Raw genomic sequence first — 22,720 nt, forward strand, 5'->3', positions numbered from 1 at the left:
AGGTGGAAAAACAGTGAAAAAGTCAAAAGGGGTTCGGAATGTAAACATTCCGAACCCCTTTTGTCGACAATCTGAGACGGCAGCTGCCGTCTTTTTTATTGCTAATCATTTGTTTTTAAACAAGGATTGCTTCTTTAACCCCATTAACCACATACGATGGTGCTTCACCGTTTAACACCTTGACGATGTTTCCCGCTGCCATCATCGCCATTGTCTCGCGTGCTTCATAAGTAGCATTTCCGATATGTGGAGTTAATACAACGTTTTTCAGCTTTTTCAAACCGTCACTTATTTCAGGTTCGAATTCAAATACATCAATTCCTGCTCCCTCAATCTGTTTCTCTTCTAAGGCCTTGATCAGAGCCGCCTCGTCAACGATTGGTCCACGTGCACAGTTAATTAAATAGGCAGTTGATTTCATCATTTCAAACTGCTTTGTGCTGAACATATGTTTCAGCGCTGGATTGTAAGAACAATTTATCGTAATAAAATCTGATTCTGTAACTAACTCATCAAACGATACATAGGTCGCGTTTAGTGCCTGCTCAACTTCTTGGCTTTTTCGATTCGGACCCGTATATAGAACTTTCATGTCAAAGGCAGCCGCTCTTTTCGCAACCGCTTGGCCAATTTGACCAAATCCTACAATACCGATGGTTTTTCCTGTTACTTCCCGGCCTCGAAAATAAAGAGGGGCCCACCCATTAAAACCAACCGTCCGACAGACTTCATCCCCTTCAGCTACTCTTCTTGCTGAGGCAAGTAAAAGGGCAATAGTCAGATCAGCCGTTGCAGCAGTAGACGCTATAGGTGTATTTGTAACTGGGATTTCTTTGGATGCCGCATATTCAAGGTCAATATTATTAAATCCAGCTCCATAGTTTGCTATGATTTTTAGGTAAGGGGCTTGGTTAATTATTTCTTTTGTTACTGGGGTAGATAATAAACTGAGAAGAGCATCCTTATCTTTGATTCGCTCTTTTAATTCTGTATCAGATATCAATTTCTCGCCTGAAAATACTTCAACCTCGTGATTTTCTAATAACAACTCTAGCCCCTTTTGCGGGATCTCACCTGCTACTAAAATTTTTGCCATTACCTAACTCCTCTCCTGAATAAAATGACTGCCTTTTCCATTAATCCAAATAACTGTATATTATTATACTATAATAATATGATCTATAAAATTAGTTATTTATTAAAATTCTGCAAACGTTTTTTTGAATGAAATTAACTTCTTTATCTAGTATTCAACGTTTGTCCATTTCATCCCCTCCCCTTTTGGCATACATTGTAATAACTCAGCAATAGAGGAGGTGATTACTATGGGACATGGACATAACAGCAACTTCGCTTTAATTGTTGTATTGTTTATTCTATTGATCATTGTTGGTGCATCCTTTATGTACTAATTGAGGTTTAGTGCCGACAGAAAAGAGCGGGAACCAATTGGTTTCACCGCTCTTTTTTATGGTACTCTATTTACTTTTTGTCACGAGAGATTATGAATAAGCAGACAGTAATAATCATAAATGCAATGAAGGCTAATAAAGGAATAGTAACAAAGCCAAGCCAGTTAATGTAATCCTTTGAGCAGGGCACTCCAGATGTACACATTTCAAATTGCTGTAAATACGGTATTTTCTGTAATAATGTATGGTATCCAGCGATTAGCAAACCAATGATCGACAACGGCAGTGTATATTTATAGATGCCTTGGTCGTTTCGGTAAACTGCCACTCCAAGGATGATGGCTAGCGGGTACATAAATATCCTTTGGTACCAACAAAGTGTACAAGGAATAAAGTGCATAACCTCACTAAAATAGAGACTGCCTAGTGTGGCAATGAGGGCAGCTATCCAGGCAAGAAGTAAGGACTTATTCATACTTATTCTCCTTTTGCAGCTTTTTCAACCATTTCTTTTAAGTCATCAATGGTTTGTCCGTCAAACTTCTCCCCATTAACGTAAATGGTTGGGGTTCCTGTAACACCTAATTTTTCAGCGTAATCCATATCTTTTTGCCAAGCATCATTGGATTTCTTAGCATCGAAATTCTTTACGACCTTGTCAACATCGCTATCACTAGCCACTTCTTTTAAGGTATTAGTCAAAAATTCTTCCGTAAAAACGTCCATTTTCTCATATTTGGTATCTTCGGGCTGTTTTTCGTATAGGAGCTCATGGAATTTCCAAAACGTATCATTGCCAAGTTCCGCGAATACGGATTCCGCAAATTTTGCTGATCGTTCGGAGTCAACGTTAATAAACGAATCATTCATAAAATAAAACTTTGCTTTACCGGTATCAACTAGTTCCTTCTGAATAATGGGTACAACATCATTGCCAAAATTTTTACAATTCGGGCATTTATAATCACCAAATTCAATAATTGAAACCGGAGCCGATTCCTTACCTATGTATGGTTGATTGCTATAATCAATTTTTGTTGTTGTGGTTTTATCTTGTTGTTTAGAATGATTGCCTAAAAAAATGAAACCTAAAATAAAAACGGCAACCAAGCCAATCATCCAAAAAGTAAAAGTAGATGATGATTTTGCTTCTTTTTTCTTATTTTTATTATTATTTGCCATAATAGTCTCCTTTTTATAGATGTGAGTTTTCATAGTTAGTATAAATATCACTTATCCCACTGAATAATGCAAATAAAAGAGCCTTCTTTCATATAAAAAAATGCCATCCTAAAATGGCATTTTTCACAATTCGTCTACACTAGCTTTTAAGAATATCTTCAATCCTTGCTAATTCTTCCTCTGTAAAATCAAGGTTATTCAATGCGGCAACGTTTTCCTCAATTTGACTCACTCTGCTCGCACCAATTAGGACAGTAGTAACCCTTCCACCGCGTAAAACCCAAGCAAGGGCCATTTGTGAAAGACTTTGACCACGCTCTGTTGCAATTTCATTTAATTTTTGAACACGAGCCAATACTTCAGAAGTTACATGCTCCTCACGCAAGAACCCTGTAGAGCTTGCTGCACGAGAATTGGCTGGAATCCCTGTTAGGTATTTATTAGTTAATAAACCTTGTGCTAATGGACTAAAGGCAATAGAACCTACCCCATTTTCCTGAAGCACATCCTGCAAGCCTTCCTCTATCCAACGGTTAAACATCGAATATTTGGGTTGATGGATTAACAAAGGTGTTCCTAACTGATTTAATATTTTATTTGCGTCAGCAGTTTGTTCGGCACTATAGTTAGAAATTCCAACATATAAGGCTTTACCTTGACGAACAATAGAATCTAATGCTCCCATGGTTTCCTCAAGTGGTGTGTTTGGATCTGGCCGGTGCGAATAAAAAATATCCACATAATCAAGGCCCATTCGTTTTAAACTCTGATCTAGACTAGATACTAAGTATTTTCTCGAGCCCCAATCCCCATAAGGTCCCGGCCACATCGTGTAGCCTGCTTTTGTAGAAATGATCATTTCATCACGGTAAGGAGCAAAATCAGACTTTAATATTTTTCCGAACATTTCTTCAGCAGACCCCGGCGGCGGACCATAATTGTTGGCCAAATCGAAGTGGGTAATCCCTAAATCAAACGCTCTTCTGAGCATGGCCCGGCCATTTTCATAGGGATCTACTCCGCCAAAGTTATGCCAAAGCCCCAGCGAGATGGCCGGCAGCATTAATCCTGAACGGCCGCTGCGATTATATTTCATTGTTCCATAACGACTTTCTGCCGCTTGGTAGACCATATTGGTTTCCCCATTTCTATAATCTTTTTTAGTAAGCTAACATCCAAACTAAATTATGCATGTGAAACAATTAATTGACAATTTCCAGTAAACTCGAATTCACCGAAGCCGACAGGGATAATGAAGTGTGTGCCTTTGTTTAATTGATAGGTCTTTCCTTGATGATGGAGTGTAGGTTCACCATTTATTACACTTAACAATAAATAATGATTTTGCGAATCAAACGTCGCCTTCCCATCTACATCCCACTTAAATACTGAGAAGTAATCAGATTCAACATAAGTTGTAATGGTGACATTGTCCTTTGTTTCCACTCTAGGAATCGTGACGTTGCCTTGATGCGGTACAGTCGTTACGTCAATCGCTTTTTCCAAATGAAGATCACGCAGTTTGCCATCTGCATCCCTGCGGCCGTAATCATAGAAGCGATAGGTTGTATCCGAGCTCTGTTGCGTTTCTAATACAAGCGTTCCTTCACAAAGGGCATGGATCGTACCACTTGGTACATAGAAAAAATCGCCAGGTTTAATTTTTACCCTGCCAAGTAAATCATCCCATCGTCCTTCCTTCGTTTGCTGGATCAATTCTTCTTTGGTTTTGGCGTTATGTCCAAAAATCATATCCGCATATTCGTTACAGTCGATGATGTACCAGCATTCTGTTTTTCCAATTTCTCCGTTTTCATGTGTTTTAGCATAGTCATCATTGGGATGAACTTGAACGGATAAATCCATATTTGCATCTAAAATTTTAGTTAATAACGGAAACACTTCCTCCTTTGAGTTTCCAAAAAGTTCAGGATGTTCCTTCCAAAGCTTGTCCAACGTTACACCAGCAAAAGGACCATTTTCAATAATTGAAGGTCCATTTGGATGTGCTGAAATAGCCCAGCATTCCCCTGTTTTGTCAGATGGAATGGAGTAGCCAAACTGATCTTTTAAGGCAGTTCCTCCCCAAATTCTCTCTTTAAAGACAGGTTTTAAAAATAAAGGTTCCATTATTCTTCCCCCTAGTTTTGTTACTGCACCTTAAATCAACATTTCTTCCAATATCATCGTATAGGATTTACAGTGGTTACCTCAAATTTATCATATCGATGGCGTGAAAAAAGAGTACTCAAACTGAACCCCATTATTCAAGAAACCGACATACTCGAGTTCAAGAATAGGATCATCGAGAAGACATTCTAAATGCACTTGGTCTAACTGATCAGATTTACAAGCCCTAATAATTCGATGAGAGCCTGCCATCGTCAAGCCTAAATCTTCTTCGAAATATCTATAAATTGAGCCTTGAAGAACCTCATCTTTAATACCTGGAATAAGTGGAGAAGGCATATATGTTTTTTCCATAACATATGGTTCCCCATCAACTAATCTTAGTCGAATGAGATAATATAACGGAGTTTTCTCATCAATGGAAAGATGCCTAGCCACTTCTTCTAAAGGAAATCGGACCTCAAACTTTATCACCTTACTGGTGACTTTCTTATCCTTTAAAAGGTTCGATAATCCCAATGATAGATGGGATGTGACATTTACTTTGCTTTTATTGATGGCGGATTGAACAATAAACGTACCATGTCCTCTTTTTCGAAAAAGCAAACCCTCCACAACTAAAAGGTCTAATGCCCTTTTCATCGTCATCCGACTGCAGCCAAATTCCTTTGCTAATGAAATTTCATCTGGTATGGGTTGATCAATCGGATACTCTCTGTTCTAAATTCTATTTCTTACTTCTAAAGATATTGCTTCATACTTATTCATGCCAGGACCACCCAACTAATATAAATGATAATTTAATTATAATATAATTATTTAATGCCACTACTACTTAATTTCTATAATAAGATGGCCAAAGTAGACCATCTTTTAGTGTAATGAATATAAAGATACATAGTCAGGATTGATGTTTACGTTTAATACCTCTAGTTAGATAATCTTATCTTAGAAACCGTTATTTTCTGAAACCTGTTTAAACCAATGCCCACTCGTTTTAATTGTTCGTTCGCCATCTTTATTTAGATTAACAGACACAGACCCATACTGTTTGATAAAAACCACAAATATACCATTGTAGATACCAGGTCCGACTGCAAGCTTTCCGAACTGTTTCATTTGCTTACTCTTCATAAAGAACAGAATGGCTAGGACTACTGCTAGAGTCATCCCTGTTCCTCCCATACCAACCGTATAGATATCCATAAATGATTTAGAATGATGTGCGGATTTGGCTGACCGTTTGTAAAAGCATTTAGGTTTTCGATTTGTAATGTATTCCAAATCGGGTCCATAACGGAGTTAATGATGATTTGACCATGTAAGCCAAAGAACCATAAAACTTTGAATAAAGAAAATAGCAATTAACGTAGGAATGGTACCACTTCCCAAACCTACTAATGGAGATTGAATAGCTTTATAGATTACATCGTGCATATTAGTTTTAAATACTTGTGTTACTAGAATATTTATAGCTAAAAATACAGTTAACGTTATAATTGCTGGTATGAGTACTCCGAATGATTTTGCCACAGCTGGCGGAACTCCGGGAGGCATTTTAATAGTAATGTTTTTTTGAACAATCATACGGTAAATTTCTGCTGAAATAAAACCCGTAATCATTCCAAGGAACTACCTTTAGCACCAAGCCTGTCTACTGGGATAACACCCGTAATGGCTTGACCACTTTCAGGTAGAAAAACGAATGGTTTTAAAATTAAGAAGGAAAAAAGTGCAATGGCACCACCGAATTCAGCATCGTAACTTTTCGATAAATAATAACCGATACCAAAGACAACAAAGATAGACATAATTCCCATTGTGGACGATGAAGCAATTCCAAACATGTAACGGAATGTATTTATCGCCTCTTCAATCATTAACTTACTTAGAAATGGTAAATTGGTTAATACAACGAAGATTGAACCAAATATTGTTAATGGAAATGATAACATAAATGCATCCCATAAAACGCTTAAATAACGATTGTTATTTAATTTCCCCGCTATTGGAACAAGATATTGACTTAGTTTTTCGAACAAAGCACTTCCCCCCTCTGATCTTATAAATTTTTCTTTTTAAAGATATCTAGAAGCTCTTTAACTAGTTCTTTCATTGTTAATGTTGACATTAGATGATCTTCTGCGTGCATTAATAGTAAAGCAAACTCAACTTTCTCTCCTGAAGCTTTCTTTTGAACCATCTTAAAATGAATGTCATGTGAAACACGTAAGTCTTCTTCTGCTTGAACAAGCAAATTATCAGCTTCCTCTACATTTCCCTCCCGATATTCACGAAGGGCTTGAATGATTTTACTTCTTGCATTGCCACTATGAAGAATAAGAATGAAATTTATTTGTTCAGTTGTTAATGTCTCTAAATCGATGTTTTTAGACATATTTAATTTTTTATATTTTTCTGAACATCAGTCACTTTCTTTTTTTGTCCAATGCCTTAATCTTTAGTTTTTAGTTACAAATAGGATATTATAATAGTGGAAATTTAAATTTTATCTATTTAAGGAGCAAAGAAAATGGCAGACACGATATTCAAAGGTTATATCGGGACCTATACAAAAGGAGATAGTAAAGGAATTTATTCTTTTACATTAGACACTAACGAACAAAAAATAACGGATATTCAGGTTGCAGCAGAACTGGGGAATCCTACATACCTTGCAATCAGTAAAGATAACCGCTATCTTTACTCAGTTGTTAAAGAAGGAGATACTGGCGGTATCGCCGCTTACTCTATTAGTGAGGATGGAGAACTGTCAGCGATTAACAACCAAGTTTTAGCTGGTGCTCCGCCTTGTTATGTGAGTGTAGACAGCCAAAACCGCATGGTGTTTGGTGCTAACTACCATAAAGGATTGGTTCAATCACATTTGATTGACCAAGAAGACGGCTCCGTCTTACCTCATGTTTCGATTAGAGAGCATGAAGGATCAGGCCCTGACCCAAGACAGGAAAAGCCTCACACCCATTATTCAGAACTGACACCTGATGAAAAGTACCTTGCCGTGTGTGAATTAGGAATTGATGCTGTTATTACCTATGCAGTGGAGGAAGATGGAACTCTTACGAAGGTCAATCTTTTACCTGTAAAAGCAGGCAGCGGCCCAAGACATCTTGTCTTTCATCCCAATAGGGATATGGCTTATGTCATGACAGAGTTCAGTTCGGAAGTGATTGTTTTAACCTATAACACTGAAAATGGTCATTTCACCGAGAAACAATATATTTCTACGCTACCTGACGATTTCAACGAGAATAATCAAGGCAGCGCCATTCATATTTCATCTGATGGACAGTTTGTTTACGCGGGTAATCGTGGCCATAACAGTATTGCTGTTTTCCGTGTAGACCAAGAAACGGGAAAGCTTAGCTTTGTTGATCGTACCTCCACTGAAGGTGATTGGCCGAGAGATTTTATGTTAGACCCAACGGAGAAATTTATCGTAGCTTCTAATCAAGAGTCCAGTAACCTGGTCCTATATTCAAGGGATGAAAACACAGGTAAACTTACATTAATTAGGGCTGATATTGAGGTTCCTTATCCGGTTTGTATCAAGTTTTTACATGTATAGTCTTAAGCTAAGCTGATTGGACCCAATCCAATCAGCTTTTTTAATGCGGGGCTGTTTCGTTTCTTCCATTCGACAACCCCAATTGACAAATTTCTTACCATTAATTTACTATAATCTAAATAAGAAATACTTGTTTTGTTAGGGGAAAGAATATTGAATTACCAGCAAACACATAATCGTGAAACAGGAAAACTCAGAAAATTTTTTTCATCAAAATTTCATTGATTATTTTGTGGGGATTATTTTTATTGTTAAATACCTGGACAGAAAGTATTGAGAATCTTATATATTCACATTCATTTGGATTCAGATGGGTATCAAATCTAGACTTTTTGTCATTCTTTTATTTTCATGATTTTACTTTAATTCATCCTGTGTTTATAAAAGTGAAGTTAGGACATTTTATCGGTTTTGCCATCATGGATATTCTACTTTTCAACTTATTAAGAAGTCATAAATACTCTATCAGGCTATCGATTGTTTTTGCGTTTCTAACAGAATTCCTACAATTATTTTTCGGTAGAGACGGACGGTTTTATGATTTACTGATTGATTCATTCGGTATTTTATCAATATTTTTTATTTTAAAAGTGGTTATTCCTGAGAATACTAAGTAGGACGTTTATCAGGTAAGGATGTGACTATTTGCCTTCAATTGATTTTTTGCAAGGTCAGGAAACACTTAATTCTATTGAGTGGATATTAAGAGCTGTAATCGCCTTTTTCTTTTTGCTCATTGTTGTCAAACTAATGGGACAGCGCGCCATTTCACAATTAAGATTACTTGATTTTGTTATAGCCTTAGTTCTTGGAAATATTATTGCCCACCCATTATCAGATGAAAATCTCGGTATGAAAGGCTCAATGATAACAACCGTGGTATTGGTGGTTTTGTATACCGGAGGTTTATTAATCAACTTAAAATCAACTCGAATTGAAAAGTTCCTAGATCCAGCACCATTTCCTTTAATAAAAGATGGAGAAATCATTTATAAGGGCTTAAAAAAAGCTAGAATATCCATTGATCATTTATTAGCTGAGTTAAGGAAAGAAAAAATCGAGGACGTTAAAAAGGTAGCGATAGCATTATGGGAATCGGATGGCAAACTTTCAATTTTCTTAGATCCTCAGTATATGGCGATTACGCCATCAACTTATCAAATGAAAACAGAGCCTTTTGATCTCCCACAGACAGTAATAAAAGAAGGAAAGATTGATCTTACTATATTAAAAAAAATTAACAAGGACGAAGACTGGCTAAATAAAACTCTTATAACTTCACATCAAACAGAGGTAAAAAATGTTTTACTAGCCACTCTTGATAACAAAAACAATTTACAGGTTTTTTTGAAAAAATAATTCCTTAACAAAAAAATAAACCCACGAAATGGATTTTCCATTCCGTGGGCTGAGTGGTAAACAAAATGTCTTTAGCTTAGATAGAAAATAGAACCCTCAGCATACTAGCAATTCTTTTTTTATATAAAGACTGATACATCTTGAAGTGAATTCTTTTCTGGACTATCCTCCAATTGATTTGAGAGTTCATATCTTGAAGGCCAAATCCAATTACAAAAATCTATTAGGCTGTGTTTGACAGAATCATAGCTCAAAAATTGGATAATTGATGAAATCGATATACTGCTTACCCCCTGAACTTTCCGGTACTCCCACAAAAAAGACTTTTCTTAAAAAAAGGAAACATCAAGGGCAAAATTCACACACAGCTAGATACTTTTCATCAGGTGTCAGTTCGGAATAATGAGTGTGAGGCTTTTCTTGTCTTGGGTCGGGACCTGAGCTTTCATACTCTCTGATCGAAGCATAAGGTAAAACCGAGCCGTCCTCTTGGTTAATAAGATGTGATTGAACGGATTGACGTACATATTACATACAATTTGGGGGAATATGGAACTATCGCCAAAGTGAACATTTTGCCTTTAAAGCAGGCAGTGGACCACGCCATCTTGTCTTTCATCCAAATGGAAAAATTGCCCATGTGATGACAGAATTCGTTTCTGAGGTGATTGTGTATATTACATCCGGAAAATGACCGTTTTAGCGAGGTACAGTATATTTTAACTTTGCCTAGTGATTTCAAGGAAAATAATTAATGAAGTGCGATTCATATTTCTGGCCGATGGACGTTATGTTTATTCGGGGAATCGCGATAATAATAGTATTGCCGTTTTTGTGTGAATCAAGGATCAGGTGGACTTACATTTGTGGAGCATACTTCTACTGAAGAGGATTGGCCAAGGGATTTTGAGATTGATCCTAATGGGAAGTTTGTTGTTGCAGCGAATCAGAGTCTGGGAATATAGAGTTGTTCTCAGGGATAAGTTTTCAGGGAGATTGTCGTTAATTGAGTCTGATACTACGGTGCCTTATGGGGTTTGTGTGAAGTTTTTAAAATATTAACTTATTCATTAAAGAAACAGCCGACAATTTGTTAGGCTGTTTCAATTTAATTGGAGTATTTTTATTCCTTTTATCTCCAAGAGAAAGAATATTACAAAAATTAAATAACTTATAAGCCCTGTGAATTAGGAATTTATCCAGTTTTGTCATCTGCTATTCAACCCCTTCAATGTATAGTTTAATAGAGATTTAGGAAATCTCTAATTTCACCTATTGAAAGTCCTAACTTTTTAGCTTCACCAATAAGTTTTAACCATTCTTTATCTAGTTCCTCTTCAGTTGTTTCAATAGATAATACAGACACAATTTCCCCTCCTAAAATGAATTACTATTTTTTAGGTAACTCAGCCATCCTAGTTAAAAACCTTAGACCTGCAGCTTTTCATCCCCGTCTTTCGAAAGGTTTGTCTTTATCTTTTATAGTATTAAAGTATTAAACAACTAATCTAATAGTATTATAGTCTTCAGGGAATATAAATGAAAATATTTCCAAAAATGTCGACAGGATTTCGACATAGCTAAACATAAAAAAAATTTATTCATATTGAAGAAATTTTAGTACACGTTTCTCACATGTTACCTGACCTATTTCAATAAATTTAATTTTTCTAAAGGTTTTCCTTTTAATGTTTCTTTCCGCATTAAATTCTAGAACACACTAACAATGTGGAGAGTCTTTCACAATGTGTATCAGGTCTCTTTTTTTATGAGTGGATATATCATAATCTCCCTTCTTTTCTACATTCTAATTCCTAATAAAGAACATTTTAAGTTCATTATAAAGAAGTTGCAGATTTATGTAAATGCAAATTAGGTTAATTTTACCCATAGAAAGTTCACACCACCGGCCTCAATAAAGAACATGATGTGATAATTATTAGAAAGTTAATGCTGCAAACATCATAATTTCCCCCTCTCATAGCTCAGCAGTAATCACAAATATTCTCATCTTGTGGGTAAGAAAATAGTCAAGGATGGATGCTTTCAGATGGAATCACTTGATGGCGAGCCATTCGGATATGAAGATTTATGAGAAATCCACCATCACATCGAAGTAGTCGGAAATTTTTTTGAACATACCTTTTTAGGAAATACACCCTTATCATCATGATTAAGGGTGTATTTTTACACCTATTTTTCAGTTAGTACTTACGATTTAAATTTCTTCCAACTACGAATTAAACGAAAGTCCTTGAACCAAGGAAATAGTTTTTACTAACAACTTTGTCTATTGCCTTTGGAATATAATTTTTGCTGACCACATCTGTTATGTCGATAATGGCAAATTCAGACACATAGAATGGTTGTTGAGTTGCGTTATTTGTACCTACTTTATCTTCAACGTAGGTCATTAGTTTACTGCTATTTCTATCAGCTTTAAATAAAAAGGTAACATCAGTATAAACGCCTGATTTATAATTACCGTCTACCCTTTTGACAACATCATAGGTGCCCTCGTTATACAAGGCGGTTAATCTCAAAAAATAATTGTCTACTGTTGGTTTTACCTTGCAACGAACCATATATATATGATCTTTAACTACCGTCGTATTTCCTGGTGTACCGATTCTAGGATGGCTTGCCCAGTTAGTTGTACCGTATATCTCATTACCTGTAATAATGTAAGACTTAAGAAAAGTTGCACCTAATGCAAAATTCGTTCCGTTATAAGCAGTAATAGCATTTGTTAATGTTAATCCTGATGTTAAGAAATCACTATACTGAATAGCAGCATGAACATTCGCTCTACTATCAGCTGTTGTAACATAAGACGTATAAGAAAGGTTCGCACTAAGCCCTTGTGTCGCATCACTTTCAAAATCTAACGAGATGTTTGTACAAGTGGAATCAATATAGTACCCTCTCGCTTGTGACACTAGGCTTGTATTAAAATTAGTTGCTTTAATAATACCTGTTAACCTTGCGGAAGAGTTCATAAAATAAAATCCAACTGCTGTTGCGGTAGTCTTTAAACTTGTACCGTCAGGTGCAAGCGCTGAATACCCATTTTTATCAGCTAATAGACCAATTAAATCAGTATCTTTTGCCCCATCAAATACAAACCCATGACCATAGTTTTCTTGACATTCGATATTAACAAATATATTTCTCGTACCGTTTCCACAATATACACCTGATGAGTTGATATCCGTTCCATTTCCATAGAATTTACCGCCATTTATAGCACCACGACCATTGAAGATGATTTTCATATTTGAAAAATGGTTGTTACTTCCAGTTATATAAAGCCCATATTTACCATTAGCTGTAATATCGAATGTATCAAAAAGGTTATCAGTTGAAGCAATCCACGCACCATAGCCTGTACAATATTTAATAGCAATTCTCGATAAATAATACACCCATGTACCGGGATAACAATGAAATCCATTCCCACCAATGTCTCGTATTTCGATGTTTTGAATCTTAACATTAGGCATATTACCCTCGTTATTAGTGATATTAATACCCGGTCTACCAATAACAAGTCCATCCATACCAGTGGAAGGTGTAGCATCATAGGCATTTCCTTTAATCGTCAAATCACTAATTCCACAATTCGAGTGAGTGTCAAAGGTAATCATATCCACATTAGCTGCATTAGCAAGTTTAATAACGGTAATACCCACACCCATTCCCACAATAAATATATTTGATGGAATAGTGAGCGTGGAATTAATGGTATACGTTCCAACTGGTACTTGAAGAATACCACCGCCTTCTGCTGTTAAGTCTGCAAAGGCTTTAGTGAAAGCGGGAACCCAATTTGAACCAGACTTATAAGTTGAATAATCTGAAAGGTTTTTCAGATTTGGCATGAACAGCCACCACCATTTCCAACCTTTATATCGACATAGAATATGGATGCCTTATCCTCTGGTTGCAAGTCAATCGAATTTAATTTTGCTAAAGAATTTATAGGTTTCATTGTAAATACCACGTCCCTTTATAATAAATATAAAACTAATATCCTTCAATTTTATTAAAGTCCTTTTTGAAGAATATTATTTTATATTTAAGATATGTGAAGTACTCATTAACGTGAGTTATAAGCAAGAAAATAATAAAAGCTCCTAATATGTACACATGAGTGCTACATATTTCCTCCAAAGTTGACTTGATTATGCTAATTCATAAAATCTATTGAAATAGAATTTTAAGACTTGCCCAGTGGTTTCCGTTCCCAAAAAACCTATAATTTATATCTTGGTTAATATTATCGTCCTGTAAATTAACCTACTTATTAACATTCGTCGCTGAATCGATGACAACGGTATTATAAAAAGGGGTATATAAATTATTTTGTTTAGGCAACATAGCACCCGGTAATTATTAACTGAATTAAATATCGTAGACTACCAAAAGTAGTGAAACCATACAGGAACTTGACATGGAGACTCCACGGGCATGCTTTCCCATTCAGGATGCCAGTTAATCAATACACAAGGCTAACATACTAGCTACTCCATATAAAGTTTCTAGTGCAGATCACTTATGTTTAATAAGCCGTATGCCAGATTTGGCGGTAAGTCTGCTTGACCTTAATTTTATTATCCAGTTTAGTGTAGCCGATTCACTCATTTAATAAGAAGATTAAAAAAAGTTCCACGAGATTATGGAGAGACCTAGTTAAATAAGACAGAGGAAAAAGCACCCCCTGAATCGTATTTAAATAGTACGTAACTCAGGAGGTGTTTTCTTATGGGAAAGAAAAATTCATACTCAGAAGAAGTAAAAAATGCTGTATTAAGATGAAATTAAGTGGTAAGTATTCAGAGAAATTGGTTCCGGAAGTGGTAGTATCCTAAGTTAAAAAATTTAGAGATCAATATTCTTTAACCTTTCTTTGGGTACACTCAGGTCAACTTACTACCTCTAAATTGGACATCGAACAGTTAGAGCATGACTATTGCGTAAAAATATGAGGAATGTTCATCTAAATACTGTACAATGTATTATGCAAAAATATAATTTGCAATGTGGGGGAAAGCCAAAACGAAAGAATAAAATTGCTTGTGAAATGAAGGTAGTAGTCCCAATTATTTGAATAGGAATTTTAGTCCCACTAGACCAAATGAAAAATGGGTTACCTATATCACTTTTCTTCATTTGGGCAATCCATGTTATGTCTTAGCACGATCATGGGTTTATTTAATAATGAGATAATCGCATATCGAATTAGTTCCAGCCAAGATGTGTTTTTAGTGATAAATACTTTAAATGACGCTGTAGAAGGTCGTGAAACGAGTGGCATAATGCTTCATAGCGATCATTGATCTCACTCTACGTCCCACTCATTTCAAATGAATAACAAAAAAAAGGCATTATCACAATTCATGTCCCAGAAAGGGCTTGCTTGGATAATGCCGTGATTGAATCCTTCCAATCCACCCTAAAGTCGGAAGAATACTACTCTCAAGTAAAAGCGTTTCTTACAAATAATATTGTAATAGAAAGAGTTGAAAAATTCATCAATCATTATAATAAAACATGACTTCAGGCAAAAGAGAACTAACAGTCCCCTATTAAGTTTAGGGAACCGGCAGCATAATTGGTGCTTCTTACATGTCCTTCAATTAGAAAATAGATTCTATATACTCTCTGTACCATAATTGAAATACATAAAAGCTCCATATAACTCTATTTTCTAAATTAGTACTTTTATTTTCATAAAGTTTTCTTATAAGCTCTGAAAGTACTTCGTATTCAAAAATACCCTGTTTCATAATAGCAGTTCTGTCTGAAAACCTTTTAAGGTCATTACCCAATGAAGTCTTGAGCCATGTATCAATTGGTACTCCAAAACCTTTTTTTGGACGATCTAATAACCTTTTAGGAATGTAATCATATGCTAGATCTTTTAGAATACGCTTCTTAGAACCCTTATAATATTTAAAATCGTGTGGAAGTTGGAACGAGTACTCAATAATCCGATAATCTAATATTGGACATCTTGCTTCGAGTGAATATTTCATTGATGCTCTATCTACCTTCGTTAATATATCTTCTGGTAAATAAGTCTTCATATCAAGAAGCATTCGACGCATCTGCCAGTTATCCAGTGGAAACTGATCTTCACCGTAGAATAGCACTTCGCTATTTTTATTTCTAACTAATTTATTAGGGAGATCATCTAACGTATGATATAGTAATTGGGTTTTCGTTCTTTCCTCACGGTTGAGTACAACTGCTCTAACGGAGGATGGAAATCTATCATTTAATTTAAATTTTTTCATTTTGGTTTCTTCAAATAAATAGTGTAATAAATCCCCATATTTATCTAGTTTTTGCACTATAGGCAATTTATCGTATATATCATAACCACAAAATAGTTCATCGCCGCCATCTCCAGAGAGCACAACGGTTACATCTCTTTTGGCAAGCTCAGAAACTAACATGGTAGGAATCTGCGAAGCATCTGCAAACGGCTCGTCATAGTAATAAGGGATGCTTTCAACAAGATTAACCATATCGTCTGTATTTATTTGCATTACGGTGTGTTGTGTTCCTAAATAATCCGCAACCTCATTTGCAAAGTTTGATTCATCATATTCAGGGTCCTCAAATCCTATTGAATAGGTCTTAATTGGTTTATCACTTACACTTTGCGCTATAGCAGTTACTAAACTAGAATCAATGCCTCCGCTTAAAAAAGATCCTAAAGGTACATCTGATATCATTCTTTTCCTAACACTATCAATCAGTAAATGATTTAACTCAAATTTTGCTTGTTTATAGTCGGTTATTAATTTATTACTTAAATCACTATATTTGTCGATAATGTCCCAGTATTTCTGTATATTTACCGTGTTATTTTTCCAGACCAAAAAAGTACCTGGCTCTAATTTATATGTATCATGAAAAATTGTATTTGGTGCGGGAATATATTGATGGTAGAGGTAACTAGATATTACATCTTTTCTAATTTCTTTTACAAATTGGGGGTATTTCATAATTGCCTTAAGCTCCGAGGCATATACAAAATGTCCCAGTTTATGATAATAATAGAGTGGCTTCTTACCGATTCTATCTCTTGCCAAGATTAGTTCATTTTTGCTTTTATCATATATTGCAATGGCAAACATTCCATTCAACCTATTAAAGCAATTTGTTCCCCACTCTTGATAGGCATATATGATCACTTCTGTATCCGTGTTTGAACGAAACCGATACCCAATAGCACGAAGTTCCTCTCGTAATTCAATATAATTATAAATTTCTCCATTGAATACAATGGAAATAGTTGAGTCATCCGAATGCATTGGCTGATGCCCCATCTCAGATAAGTCTAAAATGGATAATCTACTATGTGCCAATCCAAAATAAAATCCATCTTTTTGGAGGATTACTTCACCATTATCATCTGGTCCTCTATGCACCAATGTATTGTTCATCTTTTCTAGATAATCCAAATTAAATGGTTCCTTGGTAATAAACCCACAAATTCCACACATACTTGTTGTCCTCCTCTTATTCCCTAACTACAAAAATAAGTTTATTTATTTTTGTAGTTTTGGGAATACCCTACTGTATCAATTTATATTTTTGTTATAAAAAATGGCTTCCTTTAGAATATCAATATAAAAAATATCCATGAAACCCTTGAATTACATTACAATAGGGCGATTCCATTTCAAAAAAGTCATGAATATTTAGCAATCACTGGTTTTTCCTTACTGCAATTGTTTGCCATCTCAAAATGTTGTTTTAAGAGTCCCGCAACATTTTCAATGTTCGGTTTTTTCAAAAACCTATCATGTTCGACTCGTATTTTGTGAACTTCAATGCTTCCATTATCATTTGTTTCCCAACCGAGTGTTTCCTCATAGTCGTTATATCTATCTCCAGAAAGTAGTAATATCTTTCCTGGATAAGGATTGGGATTATATCCTCTTACTGCAGCTCTAAGGGTCATTCTTGTTAGTGTCATTCCGTTAAGCTTTTTATTTTCTGTCGTATTTGAAGCAAGTAATTTACCTAAAACTTTTTGGAACATCTGTTTAATGAATAAAGCACGCTCTTTCAGTGACATTTTAGATATTTTCGTTAGCTTATTTATAATTTTTTTCTTTAATGGCGTTTCCTTCGGAATGATTAGAGGGATTTTTTGGGGGTTGGCTAAATTGAGAATAGCTAACAATGAAACCTCCTCTCCTACTTGAATCAGCTTTTGAGCCATTTCATAGGCAATGGCTCCCCCAATACAGAAACCCAAGAGTGAATATGGCCCATTTGGTTGTATTTTTCTTATTTCTTTAACATATATATCAGCTAGTGATTCAACGGTTATTTTCTCGTAATTTTCACTATTTGGATATCTTAGTCCAAATAAAGGTTGGTCATTCCCTAATTCCATCGCTAAATATCTATAAATTAATACTTCACCGCCTCCACCATGAATACAAAAAAGAGGTTGTTTTGAGCCAAAGGATTGTATTGCCACTAAGGATGATGACATATTAATAGTATGATGATTTGATGACAATAACGCTGCCAGATTTTCTATTGTTCCTCCTTGTAGAATGATGGATACAGGCAATTCCTTATTAAAGATTTTTTCTATATCCGAAAACATTTGCAGAGCTAAATAAGAATTTCCACCTAAATCGAAGAAATTATCCCTAATTCCTATGGGTCTAACATCTAATAAAGATTCCCATATTTCTACAAGTTGCTTTTCCAGTGTATTCCTTGGTAAGGTACTTTGAGCACCTTTGGTCGATACTGATGATACAGGAGAATGATCCATTTTATAGCCTCCTATCTTTTTAACATGTAGCTACCAAAAGACACTAGCTTTTTTGCGAATAATGAATTTTATTTTCAAACTTAGAGACGACTTTGCTATTTGGTAAAACACTATCCGTAAGCCACACATTCCCACCAATGATAGAATCTCTCCCAATTATTGTCTCTCCTCCAAGAATGGTTGCACCTGCATAAATAGTTACATTGTCTTCGATTGTTGGGTGTCTCCTCAATCCTTTAATAATGTTTCCACTCTCATCTCGATGAAAAGAAAATGCACCAAGGGTTACATTTTGATAAATGGTTACATTGTTACCTATCATCGAAGTTTCACCAATAACAATTCCAGTCCCATGATCGATGAAAAAACTTTCCCCAATTGTGGCCCCAGGGTGTATATCAATCCCTGTCCTGCTATGTGAATATTCCGATAATAATCGAGAAAAAAAGAAATACCCCATCTTATATAATTCATGAGAAATTCTATGAACCATTATCGCAAATAATCCTGGATAGGTTATCGCCACTTCTTCATAACTTTTTGCTGCAGGATCGTTTATAAAGGCTGCCTCAATGTCCTTATAGACCATGGTTCTAATAGAAGGGATTTTCCCAAGAATACTGATTGAATCTTCTTCAGATAAACAATTACTACATTTTGTCAAATGGAGTATATTATCAATCCTATTTTTAAAATCATTTAATTCTTGGAGTGTAATTTCCCCATCATGAAAAAATTCTGGCAACACTACCTTCCTATAATCATCTAAAAATATTTCTATATCCTTTTCTATTATTTTTTTTGAAACATATTAGAAGCACTAATTGTTTCATAGCTCTTCGTAAGTTGGTTATGAATTTCCATTAAATAGTGTTCTTCCATGTTTATCACCTTTCTGCTCTTTTGTTGATTAAAAAAACCAGTAAAGTTCTTTATAAAGAACAAATGATGCATAAAAAAAATGCGTTCGCATTTAACTCAATGATTTAGTATTCGTAAAGAACAATCCTTACCTTTAAGTATTACATAAATTATAACATGAATTTCCCTAAGCTGACAAAATTTTTTAAAATTTTAAGTTTATTGTCTTAATCTCAATTTTATTTCAACTTTATCTTAAAATTTAACTCTTCAACGTTTATTTCTTTCAATCCAATGGCAAACAACCAATGAATAAAATAAACCATTTCATATTTCCAACTCCGTAATTTATTTAAACCATTAAGAATAAAGTAATAAAAAATAATACTACTCTAATATCCATAATCTCATTACAAAACTTATTAATTTCAGAATTATTAACCATAATAGGTATAAACCAGAAAGGTTTCTTCCTTTATTAAAAGTTACGGAGGTACTATTATGAATCATGAAGGCAATTTTCTGAAGGGGCTAGTCTGGGGTGTACCATTAAGTATCACTCTTTGGATCTCAATGATTGGCTGGGTTGAATTAATACTTCGGTTTATCTGTGAAAATAATTAATACTGGTTCCCCTGTATCCATTTGAATAAAGCTTTATTCTATTTTTATTGAACAGATAAACCGAGTGCTTGTGCAGTTTCTTTATCTACCGAACGCTTATTACCTGTCACACTTGAACGAGAAGAGAATAATCCAAATTGATTATCATCATAACTCCAAAATGCCCATCCGATATTATATTTTTCTGCCGTGGTGCGAACATCACGGACCCAAGCATTTCTATCATCTGGTTTTGCATTTTGTTTATAAACACCGAATTCATTCATGATAACTTTTGTTTGATGTTGATCACGCCATTTTACAACCTGCATAATTTGTTGTTCAATTTTTTGCTGATTCCAATTTTCACTTCCATACCATTTTAGCATTGACTGTGCCTCTGGTGATAATCCTTGTAGGAGTGGTGCTACAATTTCAGGTGAGGCTGGATATGGAATATTTCTTAATTCTTTGACAGTTGCCTCCTCAAACCATTCCCAACCTTGATGAGTAAATACAAAGGAATCATAAAAATGAAAAACATAAACTAAATGATTATCATTAAAAGGCTCACTTGAAACAAGTGTTTCCAAATTAGAAGATGAGTTTGAATCAATTAAAAGCGTACGTGTAGTATCATTTTCTCGAACCGCTTTAATGGATTTATCCATAAAATCACGCCAAGCGTCATCGTCTGTAAAGTTCGGTTCATTAAATAATTCAAAAGATAATTGGTCAGAAGGATACTTTTTTAACTCTTTTGATAATGCACTCCAAAGTGAATATATTTCTTGTTTTGTACGAGGATCATTTTGTTTATTTGTAATTTTTTCTGTTGGATGTAAATCTAAAGTTACTGCGAGTCCTTGACTATTATTAATTTCAATTGCTCGTTTAATTTCCTTCATGTGCTTTAATTGATCGTTTTCATAATCCCAAATATAATCTGGATCAACTGGAATACGAACATACGTATATCCTAGATCTTTTAATTGTTTAGCGTCGATTTCCTTGTAAAATGTAAGTGGATCATTACCAAATTGCCAAACAAACCAACCATTAAGATTCATTCCTTTTGAAAAGTCCATTTGCTTTACTGTAAGCACAGTGTGTTGACAACTAAAAAGGAGAAATAATAAGAGAAAAATTAACCAAACCCATTTTTTATTCCTTTTTATCATAATCACCTCCATAAAAAGCGATATACAGTTAGAAAAGATCTTTGAGGGAGAATTCATGATTCTCCGACAATGACCCCAGACCGATCCATATTCCGAGATATAAAAAGCAATTTTTAAGCAAATTAACGAGCCCCACATTTTTTTCGATCAATAAACTGTTACGAGATTACCTTTGATTTTGATTGTTGAAAATGACGAATTACTTCATCCCAAGTCATATACAATCTTGTAAAGTCTTCACCTGTAATACCTGAACCTGTTTGAACTTCGATAAATTCTAAATCACTAATCGCAAAAATTCCATGTTTTCTTCCCGCTGGAAGATGAATAATATCACCCGCTTTTACACGATTGATTTTATCATCTAAGGCTATCTCGCCCTCACCTTTTATAATGGTCCATACTTCATCTCGTAAATTATGATAATGATAGCTTGAATTTTTACCTTTATGGATACAAATCCGCTTTGTGACCATTTCCTGTCCATTCTCAAATTTTGCATAATCTAATACACGTGACCATCCCCATATCCGTTCTTCATACATTTGTGGCTGATTAAAGGAACCAATCAGCTCTTTAATTTTTGGACTAGATGCTTTATCTGTAACAAGAATCCCATCCGGACTTGCAGCCACCACTACATCTTTGACGCCATGAACAGTAATTGGAATATCTAATTCATTCACTAAATGGGTATTGAACGTTTCGTCACTAATAATCCCTTTACCGATTTGAGTGGTAGCCATCTCCTCTGTTAACGTATTCCATGTTCCAAGATCTTTCCAATATCCATCATAAGGAAGTACGATAAGATGATTTGCTCTTTCAACCACTTCATAATCAAAGCTTATTTTAGGGAGATATTGATATTGTCGTTCTAGTTCATTAAAATGAAGCGGAAAGCCTTTCTCGTAAAGTAAATCAATGAGATATTTCAATTTAAATGCGAACACACCACAATTCCATAATGCATTTTTTTCTATTAGTGTTCGTGCCTTTTCTTCACTTGGTTTTTCGGTAAAATGGTTTACAGTTAAATATTCATCTTCTATACCCGTATGTTCTTTTGGGACGATGTATCCATATTTAGAAGATGGGTATGTCGGCTTCACTCCAATTAAAGCAAGATCAGCTTCTGAATGGGCTAATGCCGTCTCTAATTCTTTTACCTTTTCAAAAAAGTGATCTTCTATATAGGGATCTACTGGTAAAATAACAATTACCTCATTTTCTGACACACTTTCAATCGAGTATAGATAAGAGGCAGCCAATGCGATCGCTGGAAACGTATCCCGTCTTTCAGGCTCAATAATTAAGGGAACATCCATTCCAATTTGGCTGTATATCATGTCTCTTTGCATTTTTGAAGTGGAGATTAATGAGCATTCTGTAAGTTCCGCTTTTTTTAACTGTCCCCACACCCTTTGTACCATCGACTGTTTTTCTCCATTCTCCCCTTCAAGCACTTTTAAGAATTGTTTTGATCGTGTATCATTTGACAATGGCCATAACCGTTTTCCTGAACCACCAGATAAAAGTACTAATCTCATGATTTCCCTCCATAAAAAAAGACAGACCAGGAGTTGGTCTG

Annotated in this window: 21 protein-coding genes, 2 pseudogenes and 1 riboswitch; of the genes and pseudogenes, 7 read left to right on the forward strand and 16 right to left on the reverse strand. The window is 35.1% G+C overall.

Annotated features, from left to right (window positions below; translation table 11 throughout):
• Positions 1–115 precede the first annotated feature (115 nt).
• The gene (locus tag FS608_RS21205) at positions 116–1,096 is read right to left on the reverse strand and encodes a 2-hydroxyacid dehydrogenase family protein (RefSeq protein WP_144554584.1); all 981 of its coding nucleotides are present in this window, start codon (positions 1,094–1,096) and stop codon (positions 116–118) included.
• A 229-nt stretch (positions 1,097–1,325) separates the two neighbouring features.
• On the opposite strand from FS608_RS21205, the gene FS608_RS21210 reads away from it, so the two are divergent.
• Positions 1,326–1,412, forward strand: coding sequence for a YjcZ family sporulation protein (locus FS608_RS21210; protein WP_144554703.1), 87 nt, complete (start codon positions 1,326–1,328; stop codon positions 1,410–1,412).
• A 70-nt stretch (positions 1,413–1,482) separates the two neighbouring features.
• Here FS608_RS21210 and FS608_RS21215 read toward each other — a convergent pair whose 3' ends face one another.
• From FS608_RS21215 to FS608_RS21245, 7 genes and pseudogenes are all read right to left on the reverse strand, one after another.
• Complete coding sequence (locus tag FS608_RS21215; protein WP_144554585.1) at positions 1,483–1,887, reverse strand: disulfide oxidoreductase; 405 nt, start codon at positions 1,885–1,887, stop codon at positions 1,483–1,485.
• Between the two features lie 2 nt (positions 1,888–1,889).
• Positions 1,890–2,594 carry a DsbA family protein gene (locus FS608_RS21220; protein WP_144554586.1) on the reverse strand — a complete coding sequence of 235 codons (705 nt, stop codon included), beginning with the start codon at positions 2,592–2,594 and terminating at the stop codon, positions 1,890–1,892.
• A gap of 139 nt (positions 2,595–2,733) precedes the next feature.
• The gene (gene mgrA, locus FS608_RS21225) at positions 2,734–3,726 is read right to left on the reverse strand and encodes an L-glyceraldehyde 3-phosphate reductase (RefSeq protein ID WP_144554587.1); all 993 of its coding nucleotides are present in this window, start codon (positions 3,724–3,726) and stop codon (positions 2,734–2,736) included.
• A 53-nt stretch (positions 3,727–3,779) separates the two neighbouring features.
• Positions 3,780–4,724 (reverse strand): mannose-6-phosphate isomerase, class I, encoded by a 945-nt coding sequence (manA, locus tag FS608_RS21230; RefSeq protein WP_144554588.1) that lies wholly within the window; start codon positions 4,722–4,724, stop codon positions 3,780–3,782.
• Between the two features lie 53 nt (positions 4,725–4,777).
• A pseudogene (locus FS608_RS21235) lies at positions 4,778–5,492 on the reverse strand (GntR family transcriptional regulator).
• 306 nt (positions 5,493–5,798) lie between these two features.
• A pseudogene (locus FS608_RS21240) lies at positions 5,799–6,766 on the reverse strand (PTS transporter subunit EIIC); the annotation flags it as partial.
• 20 nt (positions 6,767–6,786) lie between these two features.
• Positions 6,787–7,122: a PTS sugar transporter subunit IIA gene (locus FS608_RS21245; protein WP_144554589.1), complete on the reverse strand. Its 336-nt coding sequence runs from the start codon at positions 7,120–7,122 to the stop codon at positions 6,787–6,789.
• A 135-nt stretch (positions 7,123–7,257) separates the two neighbouring features.
• Here FS608_RS21245 and FS608_RS21250 point away from each other — a divergent pair, with 135 nt between their 5' ends.
• From FS608_RS21250 to FS608_RS21255, 3 genes are all read left to right on the forward strand, one after another.
• Complete coding sequence (locus FS608_RS21250; protein WP_144554590.1) at positions 7,258–8,313, forward strand: lactonase family protein; 1,056 nt, start codon at positions 7,258–7,260, stop codon at positions 8,311–8,313.
• Positions 8,314–8,699: 386 nt separating this feature from the next.
• Positions 8,700–8,930, forward strand: coding sequence for a VanZ family protein (locus FS608_RS31810; RefSeq protein ID WP_395947808.1), 231 nt, complete (start codon positions 8,700–8,702; stop codon positions 8,928–8,930).
• A 37-nt stretch (positions 8,931–8,967) separates the two neighbouring features.
• Positions 8,968–9,672, forward strand: coding sequence for a DUF421 domain-containing protein (locus tag FS608_RS21255; RefSeq protein WP_144554704.1), 705 nt, complete (start codon positions 8,968–8,970; stop codon positions 9,670–9,672).
• A gap of 345 nt (positions 9,673–10,017) precedes the next feature.
• Here the strand turns inward: FS608_RS21255 and FS608_RS21260 are convergent, their stop codons facing one another.
• Positions 10,018–10,170, reverse strand: coding sequence for a beta-propeller fold lactonase family protein (locus FS608_RS21260; protein WP_144554705.1), 153 nt, complete (start codon positions 10,168–10,170; stop codon positions 10,018–10,020).
• 49 nt (positions 10,171–10,219) lie between these two features.
• Between FS608_RS21260 and FS608_RS31815 the strand changes: the two genes are divergently transcribed.
• Together FS608_RS31815 and FS608_RS31820 are read left to right on the forward strand one after the other, a co-directional pair.
• Entirely contained in the window at positions 10,220–10,366 is a 147-nt protein-coding gene (locus tag FS608_RS31815) for a beta-propeller fold lactonase family protein (protein ID WP_395947809.1), read from the forward strand.
• Between the two features lie 172 nt (positions 10,367–10,538).
• Positions 10,539–10,637, forward strand: a complete 99-nt coding sequence (locus tag FS608_RS31820) for a beta-propeller fold lactonase family protein (RefSeq protein ID WP_395947801.1) — start codon at positions 10,539–10,541, stop codon at positions 10,635–10,637.
• Between the two features lie 275 nt (positions 10,638–10,912).
• On the opposite strand, the gene FS608_RS21270 is transcribed toward FS608_RS31820, so the two are convergent.
• The 5 genes from FS608_RS21270 to epsC all read right to left on the reverse strand — a co-directional run bounded on the left by FS608_RS21270 (position 10,913) and on the right by epsC (position 19,229).
• Entirely contained in the window at positions 10,913–11,038 is a 126-nt protein-coding gene (locus tag FS608_RS21270; RefSeq protein WP_313958727.1) for an anti-repressor SinI family protein, read from the reverse strand.
• Between the two features lie 31 nt (positions 11,039–11,069).
• Positions 11,070–11,153: riboswitch (cyclic di-GMP riboswitch) on the reverse strand.
• 759 nt (positions 11,154–11,912) lie between these two features.
• Positions 11,913–13,553, reverse strand: coding sequence for a hypothetical protein (locus FS608_RS21275; protein ID WP_144554591.1), 1,641 nt, complete (start codon positions 13,551–13,553; stop codon positions 11,913–11,915).
• 1,758 nt (positions 13,554–15,311) lie between these two features.
• A complete protein-coding gene (gene asnB / locus FS608_RS21280) occupies positions 15,312–17,189 on the reverse strand; it encodes an asparagine synthase (glutamine-hydrolyzing) (protein WP_144554592.1) in 1,878 nt (625 codons plus the stop codon).
• A 188-nt stretch (positions 17,190–17,377) separates the two neighbouring features.
• Entirely contained in the window at positions 17,378–18,484 is a 1,107-nt protein-coding gene (locus tag FS608_RS21285; RefSeq protein WP_144554593.1) for a thioesterase domain-containing protein, read from the reverse strand.
• Between the two features lie 43 nt (positions 18,485–18,527).
• Complete coding sequence (epsC, locus tag FS608_RS21290) at positions 18,528–19,229, reverse strand: serine O-acetyltransferase EpsC (RefSeq protein WP_260871765.1); 702 nt, start codon at positions 19,227–19,229, stop codon at positions 18,528–18,530.
• A 617-nt stretch (positions 19,230–19,846) separates the two neighbouring features.
• Between epsC and FS608_RS31405 the strand changes: the two genes are divergently transcribed.
• Positions 19,847–19,969 (forward strand): hypothetical protein, encoded by a 123-nt coding sequence (locus FS608_RS31405; protein WP_260871766.1) that lies wholly within the window; start codon positions 19,847–19,849, stop codon positions 19,967–19,969.
• Between the two features lie 44 nt (positions 19,970–20,013).
• Here the strand turns inward: FS608_RS31405 and FS608_RS21295 are convergent, their stop codons facing one another.
• A complete protein-coding gene (locus FS608_RS21295; RefSeq protein ID WP_186328839.1) occupies positions 20,014–21,129 on the reverse strand; it encodes a glycoside hydrolase family 5 protein in 1,116 nt (371 codons plus the stop codon).
• 158 nt (positions 21,130–21,287) lie between these two features.
• Entirely contained in the window at positions 21,288–22,679 is a 1,392-nt protein-coding gene (locus FS608_RS21300) for a sugar phosphate nucleotidyltransferase (RefSeq protein WP_144554595.1), read from the reverse strand.
• Positions 22,680–22,720 lie beyond the last annotated feature (41 nt).

The sequence above is a fragment of the Bacillus sp. X1(2014) genome, assembly GCF_007678255.1.

Bases quoted from the DNA above. Each gene is read 5' to 3' on its own strand.
- FS608_RS21205 (WP_144554584.1), bottom strand. From the start codon at position 1,096: ATGGCAAAAATTTTAGTAGCAGGTGAGATCCCGCAAAAGGGGCTAGAG.
- FS608_RS21300 (WP_144554595.1), bottom strand. From the start codon at position 22,679: ATGAGATTAGTACTTTTATCTGGTGGTTCAGGAAAACGGTTATGGCCA.
- FS608_RS21285 (WP_144554593.1), bottom strand. From the start codon at position 18,484: ATGGATCATTCTCCTGTATCATCAGTATCGACCAAAGGTGCTCAAAGT.
- FS608_RS21215 (WP_144554585.1), bottom strand. From the start codon at position 1,887: ATGAATAAGTCCTTACTTCTTGCCTGGATAGCTGCCCTCATTGCCACA.
- FS608_RS31405 (WP_260871766.1), top strand. From the start codon at position 19,847: ATGAATCATGAAGGCAATTTTCTGAAGGGGCTAGTCTGGGGTGTACCA.
- asnB (WP_144554592.1), bottom strand. From the start codon at position 17,189: ATGTGTGGAATTTGTGGGTTTATTACCAAGGAACCATTTAATTTGGAT.
- FS608_RS21275 (WP_144554591.1), bottom strand. From the start codon at position 13,553: ATGCCAAATCTGAAAAACCTTTCAGATTATTCAACTTATAAGTCTGGT.
- FS608_RS21295 (WP_186328839.1), bottom strand. From the start codon at position 21,129: ATGATAAAAAGGAATAAAAAATGGGTTTGGTTAATTTTTCTCTTATTA.
- manA (WP_144554588.1), bottom strand. From the start codon at position 4,724: ATGGAACCTTTATTTTTAAAACCTGTCTTTAAAGAGAGAATTTGGGGA.
- mgrA (WP_144554587.1), bottom strand. From the start codon at position 3,726: ATGGTCTACCAAGCGGCAGAAAGTCGTTATGGAACAATGAAATATAAT.
- FS608_RS21250 (WP_144554590.1), top strand. From the start codon at position 7,258: ATGGCAGACACGATATTCAAAGGTTATATCGGGACCTATACAAAAGGA.
- FS608_RS21245 (WP_144554589.1), bottom strand. From the start codon at position 7,122: ATGTCTAAAAACATCGATTTAGAGACATTAACAACTGAACAAATAAAT.
- FS608_RS21210 (WP_144554703.1), top strand. From the start codon at position 1,326: ATGGGACATGGACATAACAGCAACTTCGCTTTAATTGTTGTATTGTTT.
- FS608_RS21220 (WP_144554586.1), bottom strand. From the start codon at position 2,594: ATGGCAAATAATAATAAAAATAAGAAAAAAGAAGCAAAATCATCATCT.